The organism is Exiguobacterium sp. SH1S1, from assembly GCF_004337245.1.
GTDB lineage: Bacteria > Bacillota > Bacilli > Exiguobacteriales > Exiguobacteriaceae > Exiguobacterium > Exiguobacterium aurantiacum_A.
Window position 1 is genome coordinate 592,062 of record NZ_SJUZ01000001.1, and the last position, 23,029, is coordinate 615,090.

The window sequence follows — 23,029 nt, forward strand, 5'->3', positions numbered from 1 at the left end:
CGATGGACTGGGAAGGACTATCAGAGGAGCAAATCGCCATATTAGTCGCTAGTATTTTAGGGGACGGAGAAATCACAAAATGCTACGTGTATGATCGACGCGTGAATAATAGCTACCGCGAACATTTCAGCATGGGGCAACTGAGCTACCGAGAGTGGAAGCAAAGAAAGCTTCCAGAATTATTGTATTTACGCGGCAACAACCTAGTATCTCGTTCGATGCCACTCATGACGAGACTGTTTCCATTATTCTATCCGGACAATAAAAAACAAATCCCATTCAAATTGCTCGAAGACATTCGTCACCCTTCATTTCTACTCACGCTTTATCTCGATGATGGTTCCCTTTTACTTAGCAAACGGTTCAACCACAACAAAAAAGAAATTCAATTCACACCACACATCGCCTTGTACTTACAAGCGTTCTCCAAAGAACAGTTAGAGCGATTGGCAGTTTTCTTATTTGAACGCTTCAACATCAATGTCCGGACGTCAGGTACGCCAAGTGGGACAGGCTATTATCTTAAAACAACTAAAGTCATCGACACATTTCACATTCTTGATGTGTTGAAACCTTATCTGACTGAGTTACCAGACTTTGCGTATAAATTGGATTGGGAGACGCGTCTCGCTTCAGAAATCGCTCAATACAAAGTCTCACATCCCGCTTATACGGTCCGGGTATCAATCCCAGCCCGTCCGTATTCAAGTGAAGAAATCGCTTCACTTATTGAATGGAAACATCAAGGAGTCACCGACCGTGAGATTGCCCGACGCTTAAATCGAACATATTGGTCGGTCGTCTATAAATGGCAAGACGTGAAAAACCGTGAAGCATAAGCTCCACGGTTTTTAGTATAACTTTTAAATAGTCAATTGCTATATTAACGGAGCAATTGAAGTACAGCTTGTGGCTGTTGATTTGCTTGCAGATGTCCATATTTTTCAATATGGTCCAGACTATATCTTCACCCTTTTACAATACTGATATAAAATCAAGCATTATTGTAAAATAGGGGCTGGGCACTTCCCTCGCCGTTTACGAGGTACGGATCTCATAACCGTGGACCATAAGTCGTTAGGTCGTTCATCCTAGTCGTTGAACCTTCATCACAGTTTCCTGACAGATGCTTGGCTGCTGATTGTCCAATCCCTTCCTTTTTTCAAAACGTTCACGCTCACCGTTTCCAGTCACGTTGTCGTAAGGAGGGCTCTAAGGAGTCCCAGCAATTCACCCAGTTGTACTCTTATCCGTTACCAGATAAGACGCCCGTAAATCTTACCGAAGAAGTTGAAGGACTGCTTCTGGTTGAGATTTCGATTGAGCCAACATTGCTTGTGAAGCTTGATTGAGGATGTTGTTCTTCGTAAAGTTCATCATCTCTTTCGCCATGTCTACGTCACGAATACGTGATTCAGCAGCTTGAAGGTTTTCAGCAGAGTTGCTCAAGTTAGAAATAGTATGCTCAAGGCGGTTTTGGAATGCTCCCAAATTAGAACGTTGTGCTGATACTGTTTCAATTGCATCGCTAATCGCCTTAACCGCCGCTGTAGCTGAAGCATTATCAGCAACTGATAATGCAGCTGTTTTAGTAGCAGTCCCATCTTCTAATGAAACTGAAGCAGTTGAAGCATATACGGCACCAGCAACCGCCTCATAGTCAGTTGTTCCTAGGAGGTTTTCTACAGATCCACCCTGAGCATGAACATCGTCTGCATCACCAGTTAATCCTAAAGCTGCCGCACCCATATTTTGAATGTTGATTGCCATGCCTTGACCGTTGTTAGCTCCGACTTGGAACGTAGCCGCGAAACCATCAGTAGCGTCAGCAGAGTTTAGCATTTTTTTAGAGTTAAATTCTGTGTTCTCGCTAATTCTGTTAATTTCAGTTGTCAGTTCGTTAATCTCTTTCTGAACTTCATTACGATCTACGTCAGTGTTAGTGTCGTTTGATGCTTGAACTGCTAATTCACGCATACGTTGCAAAATGTTATGTGTCTCATTCAAAGCACCTTCAGCTGTCTGAATCATTGAAATGCCGTCTTGGGCATTACGTGAAGCTTGATCCAAGCCACGAATCTGTCCGCGCATTTTTTCAGAAATCGCAAGACCAGCTGCGTCATCACCCGCACGGTTGATACGAAGACCTGAAGACAGTTTCTCCATCGCTTTACCTGTTTGTGCTGTGTTGAATGACATGTTACGGTGCGCGTTCATTGCGTTCATGTTATTGTTAATAATCATTTTAATTTCCCTCCATAGGTTTGAGTTTTTTCCGCTCTTCCAAATCCATTTGTCCGAGCACACAAGGCTTAGGCCGGCCCTCACCTTGCATTAATTGGTAACGTTTTTGCGTTTCCATACTCTATATCGGAACGTAACTGATGATGTTTAGCACTGTTTTGAATTTTTATTGATTTTTTAGCCAATCAATCACACGATCTTGGCTAAGCTTGCTTCCACCGTGCTTAACACGGCTGATCCGTTCCACCACACACCCCGAACCTTCGTTTCGGACATAAATCCGCCCGGGTAACCCGATACTGAACCCCCACTCACATTCATAATAATTTTGGTCTTTGGTTTTCACGACGTTGCGCCGATACTTCGGTTTCCCCATTCGATAAGCAATCTCCATTTCAATTAATCCCACTTCTAAACTCATTCGTTCACTGGGATCTTTTAATTGCCTGTAATCTTTATAGAATGTATTAGAAAGTTTGACATATTGAAAAACTTTGTCAAAACCTCGTTCCATTCTTTGCTCTAAGTCCATTTTCTTCTTTAGTTCACTTGTCGTCGCTTCTCGTTCGAAGAATGTATCGGTTCGCTGCGTTATCAATTTTTCGTACTCGACCTGAAGTCGCTCCCGCTCATTCCACTCTTCATTTAACCAATTCTCAAGCTCTTCCATTTCTGCTCTTTGCAAACTAGTTGCTTGCCGCTCATCTTCTAACTGAGTCATATATGTATTCATCTCATCTTTGTACTTTGTTAAAAGCCCGTATAATTGCTCACGTTCCGAAACGACTTTCTCATAATCTCGCTTCATGATTTCTATATCTTGAAGATACTGACTCGCACGTGCTTTTTCCTGTACAAGTAGTTCCTCAAATTTTTGATTTTTATTGCTCTCTTGATCCATTTCACGGTCGATTTCTTCTGTCCGTTCCGTGACTTGAAATAGTTGATCAGTCAACGTTTTAATGAGGTGTTCGTAATGCCGAACCGTATTTTCACTTGCCGCTTCTTCTAGTTTCTCTTTGTACGTTTGAAGCAGTTTAGTCGTTCGTTGCTGCTCCTTCTGGACTTTGAGCCGTTCTTCTTGCAACTCTTTTAACATCGCTTTCGATTGACTTAAGCGATATTGTGTTTCGCTAATCGCCTTTTCAGATTCCTGTAGCGTATCTTCTAGTCTTTGTACTGCAATGTTCTTTTCATCTAATTGCTTTTGCTGAGCCTGAACGTGACGAAGTAGTTTCCCTACCACCTCATTCTTCTCTTTCAAAGCTTTCGAAAGATCATTCGTTCGTTGTTGGCTTGTATTCGATTCTCTAGCTTTCAACTTTTCTTGTAACGTTTGAATCGTTTTTTGATTCAACTGTTCTTTCTTTTTCAAAGATTCCAAAAGGCGGTTTTGCTTTTCAATCGTTTGACTTTGTTCAATCCATTTATCTTTCAGCTCTGTACCTTTTTCGTCCAAATGGTCCACCCATTTATCAATAAATCGAGTCGTTTCTTTTGTATACCTTTCAATTTTATCTTTCCACGTATCTACAGATTGATTCACTCCACATCACTCACCCTTTTATCAATTAACAATTATTTCAATTCATTTTATCTTAACAAAGGCTCGTACAATTATTTTTTACAGTATTTAGGTAAGTGTTTCGCTCAATCAAACAAAAAAACGACCCATCACTGGGCCGCTCCTCCTCACTTCACAGCTGTTCTAGCTTCATCCACAAACTTTGTCCCCGTCTTCCCGTGAATCGCCTCACCCGCTCGCTCGAGCGACGTGATGATCGCTTCGCGTCCGAAACGAGATGTCACGAAAGCGAGTGCCGCTTCCACTTTCGGTAACATGCTACCGGGCGGGAACTGCCCGTCACGAATGTGCGTCCGCGCTTCTTCCACCGATAACATATCGAGTCCACGCTGCGACGGCTTCCCAAAGTCGACCGCAACTTGATCGACGGCCGTCAGGATGAATAAGATGTCAACGTCGAGCTCGCGTGCGAGCAGTTCACTCACCCGGTCTTTATCGATGACCGCATCGACCCCGACGAGTCGTCCCTCTTGTTCAATGACCGGAATGCCGCCTCCACCGCCAGCGATGACGATATGACCAGCCGCAACGAGTGTTCGAATCACCTCGATTTCCACAACCTCCATCGGTTCAGGTGATGGGATGACGCGTCGGTAACCACGTCCAGCATCCTCGACAAAGACCATTCCTCGTTTCTCAAACCGACCGGCTTCATCTTTCGAATAAAACTGTCCGATCGGCTTCGTTGGGTTGGAGAAGGCGGGATCATCTGCGGCGACGACGGTCTGCGTCACAATCGAGGCGACTGCTTTGTCGACATTTCGCTGACGTAACTCTTCACGAAGCGCTTGCTGCAAATGGTACCCGATATATCCTTGGCTCATCGCCACGGCTTCCGCCATCGGGACGTCTGGAAGCTGATCGGCTTCGTCGAACGCCTGATGAATCATCCCGACTTGAGGACCGTTGCCGTGTGCGACAATGACCCCATGCCCCGCTTCAATCAAATCGACAATCGAGCGCGCCGCTTCCCGGACCAGTTCGAGCTGCTCGGCCGGGTTGTTACCAAGCGCGTTTCCACCTAATGCAATCAGTACGTTAGACATGGCTGACCTCCTCTGAATAGGCTTTCAACGCTTTTGTGAAACAATCGAGCGGCGGATGGACGATGCCGGCCCCGACTTGACCGATTCCAGCCTCACGGTGTGCCATCCCCGTATTGATGACCGGGAGGACACCCGTCTCGATGACTTTTCGAACGTCGATCCCGAGCGGCGTGCCACGGAAGTCGAGCGTCGGGATCGAGTACGTGTTGTTCTCGTCCTCTGTGATCGTATACATCGCCCGCGAATAGTCGAGCGCGTCCTCGACGGCCCCGCCGACGAACTGGACGATGGCCGGTGCCCCACCCATGGCGAACCCGCCGATGCCGAGCGTCTCCGTGATGGCACTGTCGCCAAGGTCCGGTGCCGCATCTTCGACTGTATAGCCTGGGAACAGCAGTCCTTCGACATAGTTCGCCGGTGCCGTGAACCAACCGTCGAGCCCGCTCACACGAATGCCGAAATCAACGCCGTTCCGGGCCATCGCCGTGACAATCGTCGATCCTTTGATGCCGTGCCCGGCCTCAAGCGACGCCTTGGCTGCCGGCATCGACAAGTTGAGGAAATAATGCTCGTTCTTTTGAATGAACGCGAGCGCTTGTTTCCGGACGTCGTCCGCCATGTCCGCCGCAAGGAATGCCGGTAACATGTCCCGTAAGAACAAGCTCGTCGCCGCCTTGTTGCGGTTATGGCACTCGTCTCCCATATGGAGCGCTTGGGCGATCAAGGCACGAAGGTCGACCGCTCCCGAGACATCGAGCGCTTTTTGCAACGCTGGCATATATACTTTCTCGATCCAGCGCAATCGCTCGAGCACATCATTCGAGAACGCCCCGAAGCGGAGCACTTTACCAAGCCCTTCGTTGACCGTGCAGTAGGCCCGGTTGCCATCGGTAACATTTTCAATGATGTGAACCGGCATCGACGGCGAGATAACCCCGGCCATCGGTCCAACGGCGTCATGCTCGTGACACGGCGCGAATTCGATGTCACCAGACGCCGCGAGTTCGCGTGCCTCGGCTTCTGTCGTCGCTAGACCTTCATATAAGAGGGCCCCGATGACCGCACCTTGCATCGGTCCGCACATATCACGCCATTCGACGGGCGGCCCGGCGTGCAAGATGAGACGCGCGTGCATCCCTGGGATCTCATAGCGGGCATGACTGATGCCGACGAGCATCGGATGCGCCGCTTTGATCTTCGCGACGGCCTCGGCGTTCTTTTCTTCTGTCTCGCTTGTGTTCAGTTGATCGAGGACGGCAAGCAGCGACATGTCCCCACCGGCAGGCGGTGACCAGTCATATTGAACGACATCCGTCCCTTGACGATCGATGTCTTTTGAGAACGTAGACGCACCGATATTAATTGCGTGTAACGTTGAATCAAACAAGTTAGCCATGGATTTCCACTCCTTTTTTGACAATGGTACAAGCGATTTCGACCGCCTCAGCGTTACTTCGAGCGACGTACGCGCCAATCTGTTCAAGACGGCGCTTCTGATCGGCATATCCTTGTTTATCTGTCTCCGTGCCGCAAATGTACGTCACAATCGGTAAAATGCGCCCATCACGTTTCGCGATGTCCTGTGCTACTTTCAACGTTTCAAGCGTCTCGCCGACCGGATCGTCGTGTGATCCATACCCGAGTTCGAAATCGAGCAAGAGTACCCCACACGTCGGATCAGCCGCTTCTTGTAAGATACGACCGTTCCGGAGCGCCGGTTCAATCATCGGGTGAGGCTTACCGACCGTGAACGCGTCGTCCCCGAGGTCGCAGAGCGTATGGCCCGTGCTCATGAAGACGTCCGGCATTTTTTCTTCTGTCCGTTTCGCGACGTTACTCGTGAGCGGGCTGATCCGGTCCCGTAAAATCGACAGCGCCTCGGCCGTGAGTGTCCCTCCACAGAACAGACCGCGAATGAACCGCTCCGTCCCTTGTGTCCGGTGTACGACACGGCTCCATGTCAATGCCTCGTCTGAGACGAGCTCCACTTCAAGATTCGAGTCATACGTCCGGGCTGCGGCGAGCGCCGCCTCGAACAACGTCGTCGTGAACGTCACATGTTCCGGCAGATCAGCGGGCACTTTCCCGTCAAGGAGACAGAGCACGACCGGTTTCGTCGCATGAGCGACCCGCTCAAGAATCATCTGTTCGACTTCTGGCGCAGGCGGTTTCGAAATGACGACGAGCACGTCCGTCGACTCGTCCGCGAGCAATGCGTCGATGCCTTGCCGCATCATGATGCCACCGATGTGACTCGACAAGTCACGTCCCCCTGTACCGATCGCTTGCGACACACCGTAGCCGAGACGGTCGACTTGGACCATCACTTCTTGGAGTCCCGTGCCAGAGGCAGCGACCATCCCGATGCCACCTCGCTTCACGTCGTTGGCGAAACAGAGTCCGGTCCCGTTGATCATCGCCGTGCCACAGTCCGGTCCCATGACGAACAATCCATTTCCCGCGGCGTATGTCTTCAAGTCCCGCTCATCTTCGACCGAGACGTTGTCACTGAACAACATGACGTGGAGCCCTTGTTCGAGCGCCCGTCGCGTTTCACGTGCTGCGAACTCACCGGGTACCGAGATGACCGCAAGGTTCGCGTCCGGGCTCATGTCGAGCGCCGCGTTGAAAGTCGTCACACTCGTTTTTCCGTTTCGTTTCGCCGCTGTCTTTTTGGCACCAAGCGCGTCGTCGACTTCTGCGAGGAGCGATGGCAGAACGTCCGCCTCAGCCCGGCACGCGATGATCAAGTCAGCATCCGTCGCCGTGCTCGCCTCTTCTGTCATCAGTCCGACGTTTTCAAGCAATTCTTTGTTCATCGGGGTCGCCATCGAGACGATGACTTCCTCGACCCCGTCTCGCTTCTTCAACTTACCAGCGAGTGACATGAGCGTCACCGAATCATGATATGTTTTCTTCTTTATGATTGTTTGATGATCCAAGTTTCCCACTCCTTTGTTCGATGAGTGCGGCGTGGACGCCCGTTAAAAAATCGGTACCTGACGTGGAGCCGATCTCAAGCACACGTTTTGCCGCTTCCTGCATGGCTGCATCTGTCAATTGTTCAAAAAAAGTAAGTACTGCTTCATTCGTCCGTCCATGATAGGCGTGACGCAACATGTGGTAACTGACACGCGTCGTCTTATCCCGACTCTCAAGCAGCGCGCCCCATCCGAGTTCAGGTACTCTCCCGAGTATCTGGTCTCCGAGTATTTTACCGCTCACGAAATCGTCACCTGCGGGCGTGAGGCCAGGCCCGAGCCCGATCAATCGTTCGAGACGGCCTTCCTGCATAACCTGATCGATGAATCGTTCTTCCGCGTTCCAGTGGCCGGTCGCCGTACCCTCCATCATTTTCTGATAAGGACGGAGCATTCCGCCTGCTTTCCCATACGTCACGAGAAACGTGTAGAGTCTATCGATTGAGGCATCGTCGAACTCGCAAGTCTTGACGAGAAGGTTGACAGGTGTCGCCTCAAGCGACACCTGTATTCCGTTCTCAAAGGCGAGGACTTCTCCAAAGGTGACCCGGTTGCCGATATCAGGTGCGACCGTTCGAAAATCAATCATCTGATTCAGTTGAACCATGTCTGGCGCGAGCGGTCGTCGTGGCGTGGAGATGGCAATCAAGCGATCGTCCTCGAGCAACTCGATGTTCAACACGTTTTGAAAGACACTGTGTACATAGCCGACTTGACCGTTCAACTGACCGATATCAAGCGCTTCATCTCGACGCCCCCCCTCGAGCCGCAACATTATGACACCTTCTCTTGCTCTACAACTTGGTCCTCACTCGCCCGATAGTAACTGAGTCCGACGAGACCCGCTGCTGCGACGAGGTAGCCGATGGTCACATCCATCCCGACGCCAATCCCAATTTCAGCACTATGGATGATGCCGAAGAAGGAAAGGAGTGCGGCAATCCCTGCGTAGACCGCGGCGAGGCGGAACTTCTTATCGATGATATAGATGACGATCGTCGCGAGGAGCATCGATACCAAAATGTCTGCCGAACCGAGCGTCCGCCATCCGAGATAAGGGATGCCGTTCGCGGCGAGTGTCGCATAGCCGACTTCTTGAGCCGATGTCCCGATGGCGCCGAGCGTATTGTTGATTTGGGTGATGATATAGCTGGCGACGAACGGCATGAGTGCGATGATGAGCGCCGGGATATGCCGCTTCTCCGTCTCCCCGAACGCTTGTGCCCCGATGACCATCGCGATGTAGACGAGAATCGGCAGCAACGCGACGAGTGGAATGACAGACAAGACGAGCGGGAGCAATCCGAGGAAGGCGAGGATCATGACTCCGACCCCGGTCGCGAGCGAATACCCGACGCGTGCCCCGGCTTTCTTCCAACCTGGATGTCCGATGTAGATAATCATAGGGTAGACGCTTCCGAGTACGGCGCCGACGAGTGTGAGCAACCCTGGAACGAGCATCGTTACGGTCGTCGGATAATGGTCCCCGTCCGCCGAGGCACTTTCGATATTGTCTAGGCTCTCTAGGAAGTCATAGATCGCGAGCGGGATTGCAGCCGGCAAGAATGGTGCGAGCAAGGCGAATCCTTCTGCGAGCAAATCAAATCCGAAAATGGACGGGAATGCGACCGAGAACCCTGCTGCGGCCGTACGGACCTCATTGAAGTCCATGTAGCCGGTCGCCCAAGCGAGCACCATCCCGACAGCGATCGCCATGAGACCAGCCGGCATATTTCCCGGGAGCCGTTTGTGGGCGAGCCATCCGGCGAGGACGATGACGAGTGTCAACAGACCGATATAAGGTGTCGTGTACACTTGGCCGAGCGGGTTCATCGCGATGTAGGTGAGCGCGATCCCCGCGAGTGACGCAAGCATCGCCGAGCGCGGAATATACTTTTGAATGAACGGTCCGATGAACGCACCGAGAGTCATGATGAGTCCTTGGACGATATTCCAGGCGACCCCGACCGCCCAGGCAATCATCCAGTCATTCGTTTGAACATAGACCGGCAACATGACGGCGAAGGCGACGACAAAATAGTGCGGGACACTAATCCCGTATGGCATTGCTGTGACGTTGTCACGGCCTTCCCGTTGCGATAGGCGACGAGCCTGGATAGCGAGAATGATCCCGCCGAGCCCGACCGCGACAGCCGTCGCCGGTACGATTTTTCCGTAGACGATATCACCCGGCATGTTGATGGCGAACACGAGTAACCCGATCGCCGCCAACAAGTTCGTGAGCACGTTACTGAATAAACCGAAGAAGCCGTTCAAATCCCCTTTCACGAACCATGGGGTGACGTGTCGGTCATTCATGGTCTCCTCCTCCAATCGCGTTCAAGAATTCACTAGACGGTGCCGTCCAGCCGAAGATGCCCCCTTGTTGGTGAATCATGCGAATCGAGTCCTCGTGGTCTTTCGGGTCAAACGCTGCCGAACAGTCTTCAAGCAACAGACACTCGTAACCACGATCGTTCGCTTCCCGGATGGTCGTCTGCACACACACGTGTGTCGTCACACCTCCGACGAGGAGATGGGTGATCCCCTTTTGCTTCAACACGTCGTCAAGTTCTGTATTGTAGAAAGCACCTTTTCCGGGTTTGTCGATGATCGTCTCTCCATCCAGTGGTTTCAACTCATCGACGATGTCATGCCCGTATTCGCCGCGGACGAGGATACGTCCCATCGGACCTTCATCACCGATGCCAGCGCCTTGCTTTTTCCCGCGATTCAATTTGCTTGGCGGGCAGTCCGACAAGTCCGGCACATGTCCTTCACGCGTATGGATGACGGTCATGCCGGCGGCACGTGCCGCCTCGAGGACACGCTTCGTCTGTGGAATGATCGATTGGGTAAGGGTGATATCGTTCCCGAGTTTTTCACCGAATCCACCCGGCGCACAAAAATCGCGTTGCATATCAATCAAGACGAGTGCCGTCGACTCAGAGCGGAACGTAAATTCATAGGGTTTAGCTTGCATGATCATTTCGGTTGTCGTGTTCATAGTTAAGTCCTCCTAGTTGATGGGTTGATTTATTTTTTCCGACGATGTAAAACAGCACTCCGATGATGACATAACTGAGGGCCATTCCGTTGTTGACAGCGAAGCCGACCGTTTCCTCATGGATGATCCCGAAGAAGGCAAGGATTGCCGCGATGAGGCTCGTGAATGCAGCCTTCGCGAAGTCTCGGTCGATGATAAAGACGAGGATACTTGCCCACAGCACGCTGACAAGAATCGCACCCGCACCGAGTGCCGCCATTCCTTCATAGTTGAGACCAGCCGCGAGAATCGAAGCGTAACCGACGGTCGACGCATCTGTTCCGGCCGCATTCAACGACGTATTGACGATGTTGTGCCCCCAGTTCGCCACCCAAGGAATGATGGCCAAAATGATGGCCGGGGCGTAGCGTGGGCTCGTCTCCTGGAACGCCTGGGCACCGATGATAAGACCGATATAGATTAGGATCGGTAAAATCGCGACGACTGGGATGATGGCGTATAACACGGAAACGATGCCAAACCAGGTCAAGACGAGCATCGTCACACCAGTCATCCACGAATAGCCAAGCCGTGCCCCCGCTTCTTTCCATCCGGCGTGGCCGATATAAACCGCAATCGGAAACGGGCTTCCAAACGAGCTCGCAACGAGTGTCGACGTGGCGTCGAACACGAGTGCTTGCCGCGTCGGGTATTTGTCACCAGCGACTTCCGCGCTCTCAAGATTATCGATCGTTTCCATGAAGTTATAGATACCAAGCGGCACAGCCGAGGCGAGAAACGGAAGGGCGACCGACCATCCATCGAGAAGACGCGTGAGCGAAAAGGTCGGTGCCGACAAATTGACCGCTGCGAGCGACTCGCTCACCTCGCGCACATCCATCACCCCGCTCACCCAACCAATCAACGTACCGACAACGATGGCGACGAGTCCGACCGGAAGGTGGAACGGCATCTTCACTTTCCCGAACCAACCGAGCAGGATGATGCTAAGTGACACGAGTCCGATATACGGTACATCCCACGTATCCATCGCGGGTGCCATCGCGATAAAGGTGAGCGACACCCCGGTCAGTGTCCCGAGCATCGCAGGACGAGGTAGCCATTCCCGAATCTTCGGGCCAATCAGCGAACCACTCATTGCGATCAGGCCGTTAACGAAGCACCAGACGAGACCGGTCGTCCAGGCGAGGTACGGGTCTTGTGTCTTCCAGTACACGGGACCCATGATCAAAAAGACGATCAAGAACATGTGCGGGACGCTGACGCCGGTCGGTAGCGCTGTGACATCCGTCCGCTGTTCCGCCTTGGCCAGACGAACGGCCATATACGTATAAAATAGACTGCTGACAAAAATGGACAATCCGACAGCGGGCAATATTTTACCGTATACGAGGGCGACCGGCAGACCGATGGCAAGATGAAGCAACCCCGCCATCACGAGTAGATTTGTTAAATTGTTGGTGAATAGGCCGAAGTATCCGTCCACATCTCCCCTTGTCCAATATTTGATACGAAATGGTGAGTCCATAGGCATGACCTCATTTCTTAATGATGACTGCAAATTCGCGAATTATTGGTACACCCTTAAAGTAACACCGACGCTTTTATCAATCATTGTCAACAAAACACGAATGAAACGCTTTCATTTTATCAACTATTGATAATAGCCTTTGAAATGGCTCAACCATGCTTGTTTACCTACTTACCACTTGATTGCTGTCACACATTGTACAAACAAAAAGACGAATCGTCGCCATGAAATGGCCAACCATTCGTCTCAAAGACGGCTTTTCAGCAAGTGATGGGCTTGATAGGCCACATAATACTCGCTCATTTTTTCCCCGTCGTTTAATTCCAACCCTAAATCTTTCAACCGCTCGATACGGTAACGCAACGTATTGTAGTGTATGAATAAGTGTTGGGATGCTTTTTGAACGTTCATTTGGCATCGAATCAGCATAAGCAACGTCCGCAACAACTCTTCTTCACCTAAAATCGGACCGATCCGACTCTCCACAAATTCTTGAAGCGACGTCTCATCCTGGAGCTCGAACAGAATCGAGTAGACGCCGAGCGCATCATAGGATTGCACAGGCTCGGTATCGATCGAACGCATAATTCGTAACGCTTGACGCAATCGCTCATACTCGTTCGCTACGTCTCGTAAATGGTCGACCATTCGCGAATAGGTGATGATCACATCGTACCCTGCTCGTTCAGCTTGGTCGTAAATGTAGTTCCCGATTTCTGCAAGCGATTTTTTCTCCGGTTTGTTTAAGAAACAAATCAAACTGTCCTCATAATAAATCACTTTATGTACGAAATCTCGCTCGGCAAACCGTCCTGATAACCAGCGTTCGAACCGCTCAATCGTTTCATTTTCCGAGAATGCGAGCGAAGCTTTTCGCTCGACGGCAATCATACCGAGAGGCAACGTCAATTCCCAATTGAATGTATTGGCGCGTCGGATGACTTCCTCTTCGCTCCGGAACCTTCCGTTTAAAATATCTCGTAAAAAAGCATCTAAATAATTACGTTCTTGCTGAACGATGGCACGTTCTCGTTGAAAATCGAGTGCGAGTAAAATCGACGCCTGCTCCATCGCGACGTGAATATTCGAATTTCGCTTTTCTGCGACATCTAAAGCAATCAATTCCCCGAGCTGTTCCTCACCGACCCGAATCGGTTGCCGGATGACTTCGTCGAGACCGAATGTCCGGTTCCCTAACGTCATCGAGGTCTCATCCCGTTCGAACGGCTCATCTGAAACCGACTGGGCGAGCAGTTCCCCATATCCCGAAAATAAAAAAACAGGCATTTGAATCATACCGGACAATACGGTGACAAACGTATTGATATGGGCCCCGTTCAGTAGTAATCGCATCAGCTGTTGATGAATCTCATCTCGAAACTTCAGAATCGAGTTCTGTTTTTCTAACAAGACTTCGAGGACGGCGTTGCTCAATTCAGACAAATTCGCATCTTCCGTCAGCACGATGAGCGGAAAGTCGTTCCGGTCGGCCGCCTCAATCATGACTTCCGGGATTTCCGTGACGTATCGGCCAACTTTCACCGCAAGACCAGCCAGTCCTTTTTCAGCCAATCGCGGAACTAGTTGTTGCATCGCCACTTCGTTACCCGCAATCGGATAAAACGTAGTCAGCAATAAATTCCCTTTTGAGACGTATGGCAAAATATCAGGCACTTCCATGAATGAGACGTTGTTCACGCCCCGGTTCATCCCGTTTCGACCGGCGATGACGGTCGCCCCAGCATACGCCGGGAGTGACAGGACTGCTTCCACATCAATTTTCACGAGACATCCCTCCACCTGTAGTGTAGCAAAAAAGCGCATGCATTTCGCATACGCTTTAAGAATTACGCTTCCGTCTTCATTTGCTCCGTCTCATTCTGCAAACTCTCCGCGACACGGACGAGTTCCGTCATCGCGCCGTTCACTTCGCCGAGGCTCGCCGCTTGCTGGCTCGCCGCCGACGTGACTTCTGTCGCGTAGCGTGACGCCTCTTCGACCATGCCAACGATGCCAGCCGAGTTCGTGACGACCGAATCGATCTGTCCACGTGACTCGTCTAAGAGCGCATCGACCGAATGGACGTGACTGTACACTTCGTTCGCCGAACTGTGGATCGTCGCGAACGCACCGCCCGCTTTCTCGACGAGCCCGACACCCGTCTCGACTTCCGCTTTCACGTTCGCCATCGATGACGACGTGTCGCCGACCAAACGTTTGACGTCGACGATCAAATCTGTGATCTCTTGCGTCGAGTTCGCCGTCTGTTCGGCGAGCTTTTTGACTTCGGCCGCGACGACCGCGAAACCGCGTCCGTGCTCACCGGCCCGCGCCGCCTCGATTGACGCGTTAAGTGCGAGCAAGTTCGTCTGCGCCGAGATGTCGCTGATGACGTCTGTGATGCGTGAGATCTCACCTGTCTTCTCCGTCAATTGACTATTGAGTGTCGACGACTGTTCGACTTTCCCAGCGATCGCATGCATCGCGTCGACCGACGACGAGGCCAAACCTTTCCCGCTCTCGGCTTCTTGTTGCATCTCGCTCGCCGATTCGAGCGCCGAGCCCATCTCTTTACGGATGTTCTCCATCGTCCGGGCGACGGCACCGAGCAGGTCCATCGAGCTGTATGTCGCGTTGACGTTATCCTCGAGCATCTTGTTCAAGGCGTTCATCGCCGAGCGGATGCTTTCGCCGGCCGTGTTGCCTTCTTGGACCGCTGCCGCAATCTCTTGCGCGGAACCCGTCAATTGGTCCGCTGTATAGCGCATGTTCGTCCCTTGTTCCCGCAAGTGTTCGACCATGTTGTCCATCGACAGAAGCAGACGCCCCATCTCCGAGCGGTCGCTCGTCGTCTCACTCGCGAACACGACCGTCAAGTCGCCGTTGCCGACCTCAACCGCCTTGTCTGACGCTAACTCGATCGCTTTAAGCGGGCGACGGGCGATCAAGTAAATGACGCCCCCACCTAGTACTGAAATGAGCAAGGCCACGGCCGTCCCGACGAGCATGACCTGACCCTTAGCTAGTTCGAGCTCAGTTAATTGAAGCGTGATGAACCCGACCGCCCCGCCTGTAATGAAGGATGTGACCAAGATCCAGGCGAGCAGTTGAGTCGTAAAGTTTTTAAATACTTTCACTATGAGTTCCTCCTCTGTGTAATTCATCACCTACTATATCGTCCACTTGGAAGCTTTTGTATAGCGTTTTCACTTGAAGTTTTGGTCAATGAAAAAAACGCCCTCGACTTCGAGAGCGTCCGTTAAAACCGGTCGTCTTCTTTTATCACACGTGTCCGTTCACGGGTCGTCGTGAGCGCATCGATTGCAAGGGCGATCGCCGCCACCCAGTGCAACATCATGCCAACGAACGGGATGAAGCCGAGCACCGACGCCGTAATCCCGACGATCGGGCCGAACGAGACTTTGTTCAGCCGCGATACCGACAGAATCAACACGACGATGTGAAACACGAGCATGAATCCGAGCGGTGAATACCCCATACTGATGATGAACAGTCCACCGAGCACCGGGATGCCGAGCAATGCCTCAAACGCGGCACCTAACCATTTCAAATTGCGAACCATCGTCTCCACCTCACAGTTCTAGTAAGTAAAACTCATAGCCGCCGTTCTCAGCGAATCCGGCCCGCTTGTAGATCTCGAGCGCGGCCTTGTTCTCGGTCTCGACGTCGAGTTCGAGCTTCGTGCGGCCCATACGGAACAGTTGTTGGACCATCTGCTTCAACATCTTCGTGCCGTAGCCCTGACCCTGATCGCTCGCCCGCACACCGAACGCGTGGATGCTCGCGGCATCGTCTCCCGACAATAGCGCGCGGATGACACCGACGGGACGGCCTTCAACTTCACCGATGTACGTCACCCGGTCCGGCGTGTCGATTTGGCTGTAGATGTTCTCGGTCACATCGACCGGGTCACCGAACGCCTCACTGAGCGTCTCGATGATGACGGGACGGTCGGCGTCGGTTGCCTCACGGAGCGACACCTCGTTCGGTTTCAAGAACAGCTCGGCTTTCTTCAAGACGAGGTTGTACTCCGAGAACTGATACGCCGCTTGAATGTGGTCGACGACCGCCTTACCCGACTTCGACTTGCGGTCGATGACGAACGTGAACGCCTCGCAACCGTTCTCTTTCGCGTCGCGTTTCGCTGCATCTAGGAGCGCCGTGAAGACGCCTTGCTGGCGATAGTCCGGATGGACGAGCGCATTCACCTCATACTCGTTCGGGAGATACGGGAACAACATCAAATAACCGATCAACGTCTCACCGTCATAGACGGCGTAGTCGTTCTGTCCGACCGCGACGTGACCGATCTTCACGTCGATCGCGTCATGCACGTTGACCGCTCCTTCGAGCGCTGTTACATGTTCTGCCTGTCTTGCTTCTTCTACTGTCCAATTCATCCAATCACCTCTTTTCCATTTTGCACGGAAGCGATTTACATGTCCACCCCGAGCCGTGCAATCCCATTGAAGACGAGCCAACCGCCTAAAAGAAACAAGAACACCGGAATCAGATAAACGCTTGAAACGTTCAACAAGTGGCGAAACGAACGTTCGAAACGGACGTAGCGCGCATCTCCATGAAAATAGATGTACAGACCATAGACCATGGCCATCGGTGCGATATACACCACCCCATAGCATACGAACGCGATCAGACTGACAATGATTTCAAGCCCTGCCCCAGATAGGATTGCGACGAAGCCGAACAACGGTAAAGCCGTCGGCAAGTCAAGAAACGTTGACGAGACCGAAAGTACGATAATCGAATACGGGTTCACGGTGCGGACAAGCGTCCCCACGACGTCTGGCAACGGCTCGTTTGCTCGGATTCGCCTGAATAAACGCAGCGTCGTGACGGCGCCATACACGAGACAGCCCAGTCCGATGACGAGTAACGATATCCCCACTTGAGTCGTGAATCGCTCGAGCCACGAAGACAAGACATCTCGCAGCAAGCGATCGAGCCCTGTATATATGGCGATTCCCGCAACCGTGTATACGACAAACGTCCCGACAATAAATAGACTCGCATGCCACTTTTTTCGAACAAGCGGCAGCAGCACCATCATCGTGGCAATCGTCGCCGGGTTCAGACTGTCGAGCAAGGCGAGACCTAGCGCGGCGAGAACGAATTCAAGATTCATCGTCTGCCGCCTCGGCTAACTGTCCGAGCAACCGCTCGAACGTTTGCCATTCTTCTGGCGAGAGCGCTTGTGAGATGTGATCGATAAAGCGTATATAGACGCCCGTTTCCGTGTCGACGAACTCACGCCCACGCGGTGTCAGTCTCACTTGAATACTTCGTTTATCTGTCTCCTGACGTACCCGTTCGACATATCCCGTTTTGACGAGGCGGTCGAGCATTTGAGACACGGACGCTTTCTTGACGCCCATCCGTTCGGCAAGCGATGAGACGGTGATTGATGTTTCCTCATAAATCGCCAAGATGTATGGATAATTCGCGACCGTGATGTCGTCATACTCATGGACTTCAATTTCCTTCTGTAAACGTCTTAAGTAGCTGTCATACAGTGTGTTGAAATGTTGAATTACAGACATCTGTTGCGCCCCCTTATATAGTTAGTTAACCTAACTATATAATAGATTATCTTATTCAGCAAACAAAAAAACGCCCGTCTCATGACAGGCGTCCAGATCAATCGATCAATTTAAACTCGAGCTCTGGGAGCGTCTCGAGCAGCTCCGCGATCTCATCCGTATGCGCCTCAGCGCCTGGGACGGCCTCAGTCGGTTCGACCCAGAAGAACGTCTTGTCGCTCGCACCGAGATAGTTGCCGTAACCGATTTCGGTCGCGAACGCCTCTTCCGAGAGTTCACGGTCGATCAAGTCAAGGTGGAACAACAGTTGGTCGTCCCCCTCCTCGACGTTATAGTAGAGGTCGAACGTGCCGTAGCTATTTTTATCGCCGACATCGACGACGTCTTGTGCTTTCTCGATATAGACGTCACCGCGCTCGATCGCCTCGGCGATCTTCGATGGGAGAATGATCTCGTAGCCGAGGTCGCGGTCACGGATCGTCTGTGACGTATCATCGGTCCGTCCGCGTGACGAGACGACACCGACCGTTGCGACGAGGGCACCGGTCACGCCAAGCGCGACGGCCCATTTTACTGTTTTATTCATGTTGAACTCACTCCTCTTTGATGACTGCCATGAGACGATTATCGCACAAAACATCACCAAATCATTAAATATTCTGAAAAAACTTTTTAGGATGCGTTGACGCCCGTCCGCCAATCCCATACGATGAAGATATCGTATTATAGAAAAGAGGAACTGACATGTCAAACGAATCCCAATTGTCGCGCGCACAGCTCGACGCGCTCTTAAAAAACGTCTTCGCCCTGCAAATCCCGGTCATCGAAAAATTCATGACGGATCTGTTTAAAAAATACGTCTCGACGGCGTCCACGTTCAAGCAAGACATGGACACGATGAAAGCGAGCGAGTGGCACCAACAATTCTTCGGTCAGAAGGCGATGCCGCACTTGTTCATCGAGAACCTTGGCTTCGGCGCTTCGTTCCGTCACCAGGAACAAGAAAAAGTCGTCAAGATCCCGGATAACATGACGGTCGTCAAACCGGACTCGGATAACCAGATCGAGGAGATCCTCCAAAACCTCGACAAGACGCTCGCGTCGATGGAAGTCAAAAACAAAGGACTCGTCAAAAAGTTCTATAAAGAAACGCTCGAACTCATTTGTCAGCTCGGCAGTCGTACCGGCATGATGGACGAGTTTTATGAGCAGGTCAAAGGCAGTTTGACAAAATCTTGATAAAACATCCACGTCCGCGGACGTGGATGTTTTTCAATGCCCGCCTCTAGGCTCGAACACGGCCAAGCGCTCGACTTTAGCCAAGACCGGTCGCGCCCGCTCGATCAGCGTCTTCGTCGTCTCAAGCGAGAGCGACTGTTGATGGGCGTCTACACTTTCCCACACCTCGTAGACGAGAATCGAATCGTCATCGAGTGAGACGTTCACCCGGTACATAGCGCACGTCGACTCTTGTTTCATCGCCTCGGCCGCCTCGAGCAAGATCGCGAGCAACGTGTCGCGCTCACCCGGGACGGCGGTCAACTTGCCGAACAATCCATATGGACGCATGAGATCTCTCCTTCCTGATTCTCGACTTGTTCCATAATTTGTGTCAGATTTCCTGCCTCGACCGTAAAATCCGTTGTGAGGTTTGCTATACTAAAACAAAAAGGAAAGGGGCGATACGCGATGCAGCGTCCACCGATGCCTTCCCCGACCCCGGAGGAAGTGCTCCGCTTAAAGCGGGAACATAACCCGATCAAACCGACCGAGCTCTTCGCGAAAGCGCTGCTCCTCTTGATCGGCGCCTTCATTTTCGCCATCGGACTCGAGGCGTTCCTCGTCCCGAACCAGATCATCGACGGCGGCATCGTCGGCGTCTCGATCATTGTCTCTTATCTGACGGAAACAAAAATCGCCATCTGGCTCGTCTTATTCAATTTGCCGTTCATTTACTTCGGCTACCGCCAGATCGGGAAGACGTTCGCCGTCGTCACGCTCGTCGCGATCTTACTCATGTCGGGCTTCACGATCCTATTGCACTCAATCGAACCGTTCACGGACGATCTGCTCCTCTCAACCGTGTTCGGCGGCTTCTTGCTCGGCGCCGGGATCGGGCTCGTCATCCGGGCCGGCGGTTCGCTCGACGGGACCGAGATTTTGGCCGTGTCGTTCACGGACCGGCTCCCGTTCTCGGTCGGCGAGATCGTCATGTTCTTCAACATCTTCATCCTCGGCACGGCCGGCTTTGTCTTCAGCTGGGACCGGGCCATGTACTCGCTTATCACCTATTTCGTCGCCTTCAAGACGATCGATATCGTGTTAGAAGGGATCGACCAATCGAAAGCGGCGTGGATCATCACGACGTCGCCGGACGACGTCGGTCAAGCCATCATGGACCGACTCGGCCGCGGTGTGACGTACCTTCACGGCGAAGGGGCGTATACGGGTGACGGCAAAAAAGTCGTCTTCACTGTCATCAGCCGTCTAGAGGAGACGAAATTGAAAGACATCCTCGACGACTATGACGAGAAGGCGTTCCTTGCCATCGGTAACATCCACGACGTCCGGGGCGGACAGTTCAAAAAGAAAAATATCCACTAAAAAGGTCGGCCCCGGGGCCGACCTTTCGCGTTATCCTAACCGTGCCTGATCGCGTCCGCTCATCTTCGCCGCATAGAGCGCCGCATCGGCCCGCTCGAACACAAGCATGCTCGGTTCGGCGTCGGCGACCGACGCCCCGATCGAGATCGTCATCGGGATTGCTTCCCCCTCGAACGTGAACGGTGTCTCACGGACGACATCGACGACCGCGTCGGCAAGCGCCACGACGGCCTCCCCTGCACCTTCGACGACCATCAAAAATTCTTCGCCGCCGTACCGACCGACAAATCCCCCGTCCGGGCAGTTCAGGCGTAACGTCTCACCGATTTGACGCAACGCCTCGTCGCCGGCACGATGGCCATATGTATCGTTCAATTGCTTGAAATGGTCGACATCGATGACGAAGAGTGCCCATGGCCGACCAGACAGTTCCACCTCGCTCAACCGTTCGAGCGTCATGTAGCGGTTCGGGAGTCCCGTCAACTCGTCGACCGTCGCCCGATGGGTATGCAGACGGAACATCCAAAGATGGGTCTCCAACTTCTTGGCACCCCAGTAGCACATCCAAGCCCCGAGCGATGTCATCAGGAAATACGGGATGAACACGTCAATAAACGTATCGAGCGAGACGTTGCCGACGACGCGGACGAGGACGAGCGCCATGCCGATCGCGATGTACACCGCGAACGAATGACCTCGGCGCACAGATTGACGACCGAGCCCGACGGCAATCACCCAAAAAATGCCGATCATGACGAAGGCGTTCATGATGACCGCACTGAATCCCTCTGTCATCAACCTGGCCGCGACAGATGTGAGGATGGCGACGGTCACCCCGACCGGACCGGCGAATGCCGCCGCGAGTGCGAACGGGATGATCCGCAGGTCGATTTTGGCCCCGTCGACTATGATTGAGTTGATCGTCAGCAACACAGCGATCAGTCCGTTCGACAGCCCGAACCCGATGCGGATGGCGAGCGGTGACGACACTTGAATCGGCAAAACGTCACGCATCACATAGAACGTCAACGAAATGAGCAAATAGATGATGCTGATATTGATGAAAAAAATGTTTACAACCTGACCCAATCGACCCAATCCTTTCCCAATTCTTCCTGTCTATCCTATCGTACCCGTGCGACACGTGTCAGCCTATCTAAAAATTCAGCCAGCTAAAAAGTCGAAAGCTCATGCTTCCGACTTGTTTTTAAGCATTTGTTTCATCAAATTGGCACTATCGCGGGCCGATTCATTCTCGGTTTGCATCTGGACATACACCTCGTGGCGATGGATGTCGATGTGACGCGGGGCGTCGATGCCGAGCTTGACTTGGTCGCCTTCGATGGCGAGCACGGTGAGCGTCACATCGTCGCCGATATGGATCGCCTCACCTTGTTTTCGTTTCAATACGAGCATCAGCGCACCTCTGCTTTCTGGCCGCCGAGCGGGTAGCGGGCCGAGTAGGCATCGTCTAAGATGACTTGCTTGCCACGGCGCTCTTTCGTCTCGATGACGATCGGTGCCTTCAAGTTGAGCGTCGAGGCGTCGAACGGTTCGCGAAGCGTGACGATGGCGTATACCGAGACGTGCTCGGCCTCACCGATCGCGAGCTGCTCCTTGGCACCGTCCGTCAGTTCGAACGCATAATCCGCCTTATGCCAGAACGGGTTCGTCACGACGAACGCACAAGCCGAATCTTCGATCGACTGCAACGACCAGAACGGGAGGTCGTCCCCGTACGGGATGAGGACGAACGTCTTCGAGTCCGGAAAACCGGGCACCTCGCTGACGAACGAAATCGTCTCTTCATCATTCACTTCAATCTTGCCAAAATAATCTGTCTCAATGAACATGGTTTGTCCTCACTTTCAACGCGTCTCATCATACATGCCACCGATTGGCCACATCTCGAGCGACGCCTCTTGGCGAAGCGAGATGTCCGTCGTCCATGGTGTGAACGAAATCTCGGCCGGGGTAAGCGATACATCTATTTGTGCCGGCGTCAGGTTCCATTCGATTTTGACATCCGCCGGCGTATACGTCAACTTGACGCGGTCGATCGACTTCGGCATATAGCCCATGTCGACGATCGGGTACGGGTCGTTCACTTTGCTCGCAGCGATGCTCGGAATCGGGTTACCGTTCTCGATCCGCATGAGTTGATCGCCTTCCCGGGCCGTCTGGCTCGTCGCCTCGCGCACGCCTTGTTCGCCGAGCTGGCCGAAGTAGCGGCCGAGTTCGAGCGCGCTTTTCAAATTGCTCTCACTGCGTGCGACCGAAGAGTCGACTTCGAGCGTGCCTTGTCTCGTCTGTTGCGTCATCTCGACCTTGCCTTGCGTCATCGACACATCGGCCCGCCCTTGTCTCATCTCGAGCACGGGGCGGTTCGACGTCATCTGGATCGCGGCCTGTGTCTGCCGCATCTCAAGTCTCGCCAGGTTCATCCGCG

24 protein-coding genes are annotated in these 23,029 nt (G+C 52.5%); 3 read left to right on the plus strand and 21 right to left on the minus strand.

What is annotated here, in order from left to right; all coding sequences use genetic code 11:
- Positions 1-2: 2 nt before the first annotated feature.
- Positions 3-839, plus strand: a complete 837-nt coding sequence (locus EVJ23_RS03025; RefSeq protein WP_131464049.1) for an endonuclease — start codon at positions 3-5, stop codon at positions 837-839.
- Positions 840-1,278: 439 nt separating this feature from the next.
- Here EVJ23_RS03025 and EVJ23_RS03030 read toward each other — a convergent pair whose 3' ends face one another.
- From EVJ23_RS03030 to EVJ23_RS03105, 16 genes are all read right to left on the minus strand, one after another.
- Positions 1,279-2,244: a flagellin N-terminal helical domain-containing protein gene (locus tag EVJ23_RS03030; RefSeq protein ID WP_131464051.1), complete on the minus strand. Its 966-nt coding sequence runs from the start codon at positions 2,242-2,244 to the stop codon at positions 1,279-1,281.
- Between the two features lie 166 nt (positions 2,245-2,410).
- Positions 2,411-3,790 carry a coiled-coil domain-containing protein gene (locus tag EVJ23_RS03035; RefSeq protein WP_131464053.1) on the minus strand — a complete coding sequence of 460 codons (1,380 nt, stop codon included), beginning with the start codon at positions 3,788-3,790 and terminating at the stop codon, positions 2,411-2,413.
- Between the two features lie 146 nt (positions 3,791-3,936).
- Complete coding sequence (gene arcC, locus EVJ23_RS03040) at positions 3,937-4,875, minus strand: carbamate kinase (RefSeq protein WP_131464055.1); 939 nt, start codon at positions 4,873-4,875, stop codon at positions 3,937-3,939.
- Positions 4,868-6,271 carry a YlbE family protein gene (locus EVJ23_RS03045; RefSeq protein WP_131464057.1) on the minus strand — a complete coding sequence of 468 codons (1,404 nt, stop codon included), beginning with the start codon at positions 6,269-6,271 and terminating at the stop codon, positions 4,868-4,870. The genes arcC and EVJ23_RS03045 overlap by 8 nt, the downstream gene beginning before the upstream one ends.
- The gene (fdrA, locus tag EVJ23_RS03050; protein ID WP_131464059.1) at positions 6,264-7,817 is read right to left on the minus strand and encodes an acyl-CoA synthetase FdrA; all 1,554 of its coding nucleotides are present in this window, start codon (positions 7,815-7,817) and stop codon (positions 6,264-6,266) included. Before fdrA ends, EVJ23_RS03045 begins: the two co-directional genes overlap by 8 nt.
- Complete coding sequence (locus EVJ23_RS03055; RefSeq protein WP_131464061.1) at positions 7,777-8,631, minus strand: oxamate carbamoyltransferase subunit AllH family protein; 855 nt, start codon at positions 8,629-8,631, stop codon at positions 7,777-7,779. The genes fdrA and EVJ23_RS03055 overlap by 41 nt, the downstream gene beginning before the upstream one ends.
- Entirely contained in the window at positions 8,631-10,175 is a 1,545-nt protein-coding gene (locus EVJ23_RS03060) for a SulP family inorganic anion transporter (RefSeq protein WP_131464063.1), read from the minus strand. Before EVJ23_RS03060 ends, EVJ23_RS03055 begins: the two co-directional genes overlap by 1 nt.
- Positions 10,168-10,863, minus strand: a complete 696-nt coding sequence (locus EVJ23_RS03065) for a cysteine hydrolase family protein (RefSeq protein WP_131464065.1) — start codon at positions 10,861-10,863, stop codon at positions 10,168-10,170. The genes EVJ23_RS03060 and EVJ23_RS03065 overlap by 8 nt, the downstream gene beginning before the upstream one ends.
- On the minus strand, positions 10,829-12,391 hold the full coding sequence (locus EVJ23_RS03070; RefSeq protein WP_201739213.1) for a xanthine permease: 1,563 nt from the start codon (positions 12,389-12,391) through the stop codon (positions 10,829-10,831). Before EVJ23_RS03070 ends, EVJ23_RS03065 begins: the two co-directional genes overlap by 35 nt.
- Positions 12,392-12,640: 249 nt before the next feature.
- Complete coding sequence (locus EVJ23_RS03075; RefSeq protein ID WP_161567000.1) at positions 12,641-14,179, minus strand: PucR family transcriptional regulator; 1,539 nt, start codon at positions 14,177-14,179, stop codon at positions 12,641-12,643.
- A gap of 62 nt (positions 14,180-14,241) precedes the next feature.
- Positions 14,242-15,531 (minus strand): methyl-accepting chemotaxis protein, encoded by a 1,290-nt coding sequence (locus EVJ23_RS03080; protein ID WP_131464069.1) that lies wholly within the window; start codon positions 15,529-15,531, stop codon positions 14,242-14,244.
- A 122-nt stretch (positions 15,532-15,653) separates the two neighbouring features.
- Positions 15,654-15,977: a hypothetical protein gene (locus EVJ23_RS03085; protein WP_236633692.1), complete on the minus strand. Its 324-nt coding sequence runs from the start codon at positions 15,975-15,977 to the stop codon at positions 15,654-15,656.
- Between the two features lie 10 nt (positions 15,978-15,987).
- Positions 15,988-16,815, minus strand: a complete 828-nt coding sequence (locus tag EVJ23_RS03090) for a GNAT family N-acetyltransferase (RefSeq protein ID WP_131464071.1) — start codon at positions 16,813-16,815, stop codon at positions 15,988-15,990.
- Positions 16,816-16,850: 35 nt separating this feature from the next.
- On the minus strand, positions 16,851-17,561 hold the full coding sequence (locus EVJ23_RS03095; protein ID WP_131464073.1) for a GAP family protein: 711 nt from the start codon (positions 17,559-17,561) through the stop codon (positions 16,851-16,853).
- Positions 17,551-17,976, minus strand: coding sequence for a MarR family winged helix-turn-helix transcriptional regulator (locus tag EVJ23_RS03100; RefSeq protein WP_131464075.1), 426 nt, complete (start codon positions 17,974-17,976; stop codon positions 17,551-17,553). The genes EVJ23_RS03095 and EVJ23_RS03100 overlap by 11 nt, the downstream gene beginning before the upstream one ends.
- A 97-nt stretch (positions 17,977-18,073) precedes the next feature.
- Positions 18,074-18,562: a hypothetical protein gene (locus EVJ23_RS03105; protein WP_236633346.1), complete on the minus strand. Its 489-nt coding sequence runs from the start codon at positions 18,560-18,562 to the stop codon at positions 18,074-18,076.
- 158 nt (positions 18,563-18,720) lie between these two features.
- On the opposite strand from EVJ23_RS03105, the gene EVJ23_RS03110 reads away from it, so the two are divergent.
- The gene (locus tag EVJ23_RS03110) at positions 18,721-19,215 is read left to right on the plus strand and encodes a hypothetical protein (protein ID WP_016509305.1); all 495 of its coding nucleotides are present in this window, start codon (positions 18,721-18,723) and stop codon (positions 19,213-19,215) included.
- Positions 19,216-19,248: 33 nt separating this feature from the next.
- On the opposite strand, the gene EVJ23_RS03115 is transcribed toward EVJ23_RS03110, so the two are convergent.
- Entirely contained in the window at positions 19,249-19,545 is a 297-nt protein-coding gene (locus EVJ23_RS03115) for a putative quinol monooxygenase (RefSeq protein ID WP_016509292.1), read from the minus strand.
- Between the two features lie 120 nt (positions 19,546-19,665).
- Here EVJ23_RS03115 and EVJ23_RS03120 point away from each other — a divergent pair, with 120 nt between their 5' ends.
- The gene (locus tag EVJ23_RS03120) at positions 19,666-20,580 is read left to right on the plus strand and encodes a YitT family protein (RefSeq protein WP_236633345.1); all 915 of its coding nucleotides are present in this window, start codon (positions 19,666-19,668) and stop codon (positions 20,578-20,580) included.
- Between the two features lie 30 nt (positions 20,581-20,610).
- On the opposite strand, the gene EVJ23_RS03125 is transcribed toward EVJ23_RS03120, so the two are convergent.
- The 4 genes from EVJ23_RS03125 to EVJ23_RS03140 form a co-directional block, all read right to left on the minus strand.
- Positions 20,611-21,669: a GGDEF domain-containing protein gene (locus tag EVJ23_RS03125; RefSeq protein ID WP_236633693.1), complete on the minus strand. Its 1,059-nt coding sequence runs from the start codon at positions 21,667-21,669 to the stop codon at positions 20,611-20,613.
- A 99-nt stretch (positions 21,670-21,768) separates the two neighbouring features.
- The gene (csrA, locus tag EVJ23_RS03130) at positions 21,769-21,996 is read right to left on the minus strand and encodes a carbon storage regulator CsrA (protein WP_016509303.1); all 228 of its coding nucleotides are present in this window, start codon (positions 21,994-21,996) and stop codon (positions 21,769-21,771) included.
- Positions 21,996-22,433, minus strand: a complete 438-nt coding sequence (fliW, locus tag EVJ23_RS03135; protein ID WP_131438743.1) for a flagellar assembly protein FliW — start codon at positions 22,431-22,433, stop codon at positions 21,996-21,998. Before fliW ends, csrA begins: the two co-directional genes overlap by 1 nt.
- Before the next feature lie 15 nt (positions 22,434-22,448).
- Entirely contained in the window at positions 22,449-23,024 is a 576-nt protein-coding gene (locus EVJ23_RS03140; protein WP_070328646.1) for a DUF6470 family protein, read from the minus strand.
- Between the last annotated feature and the right edge of the window lie 5 nt (positions 23,025-23,029).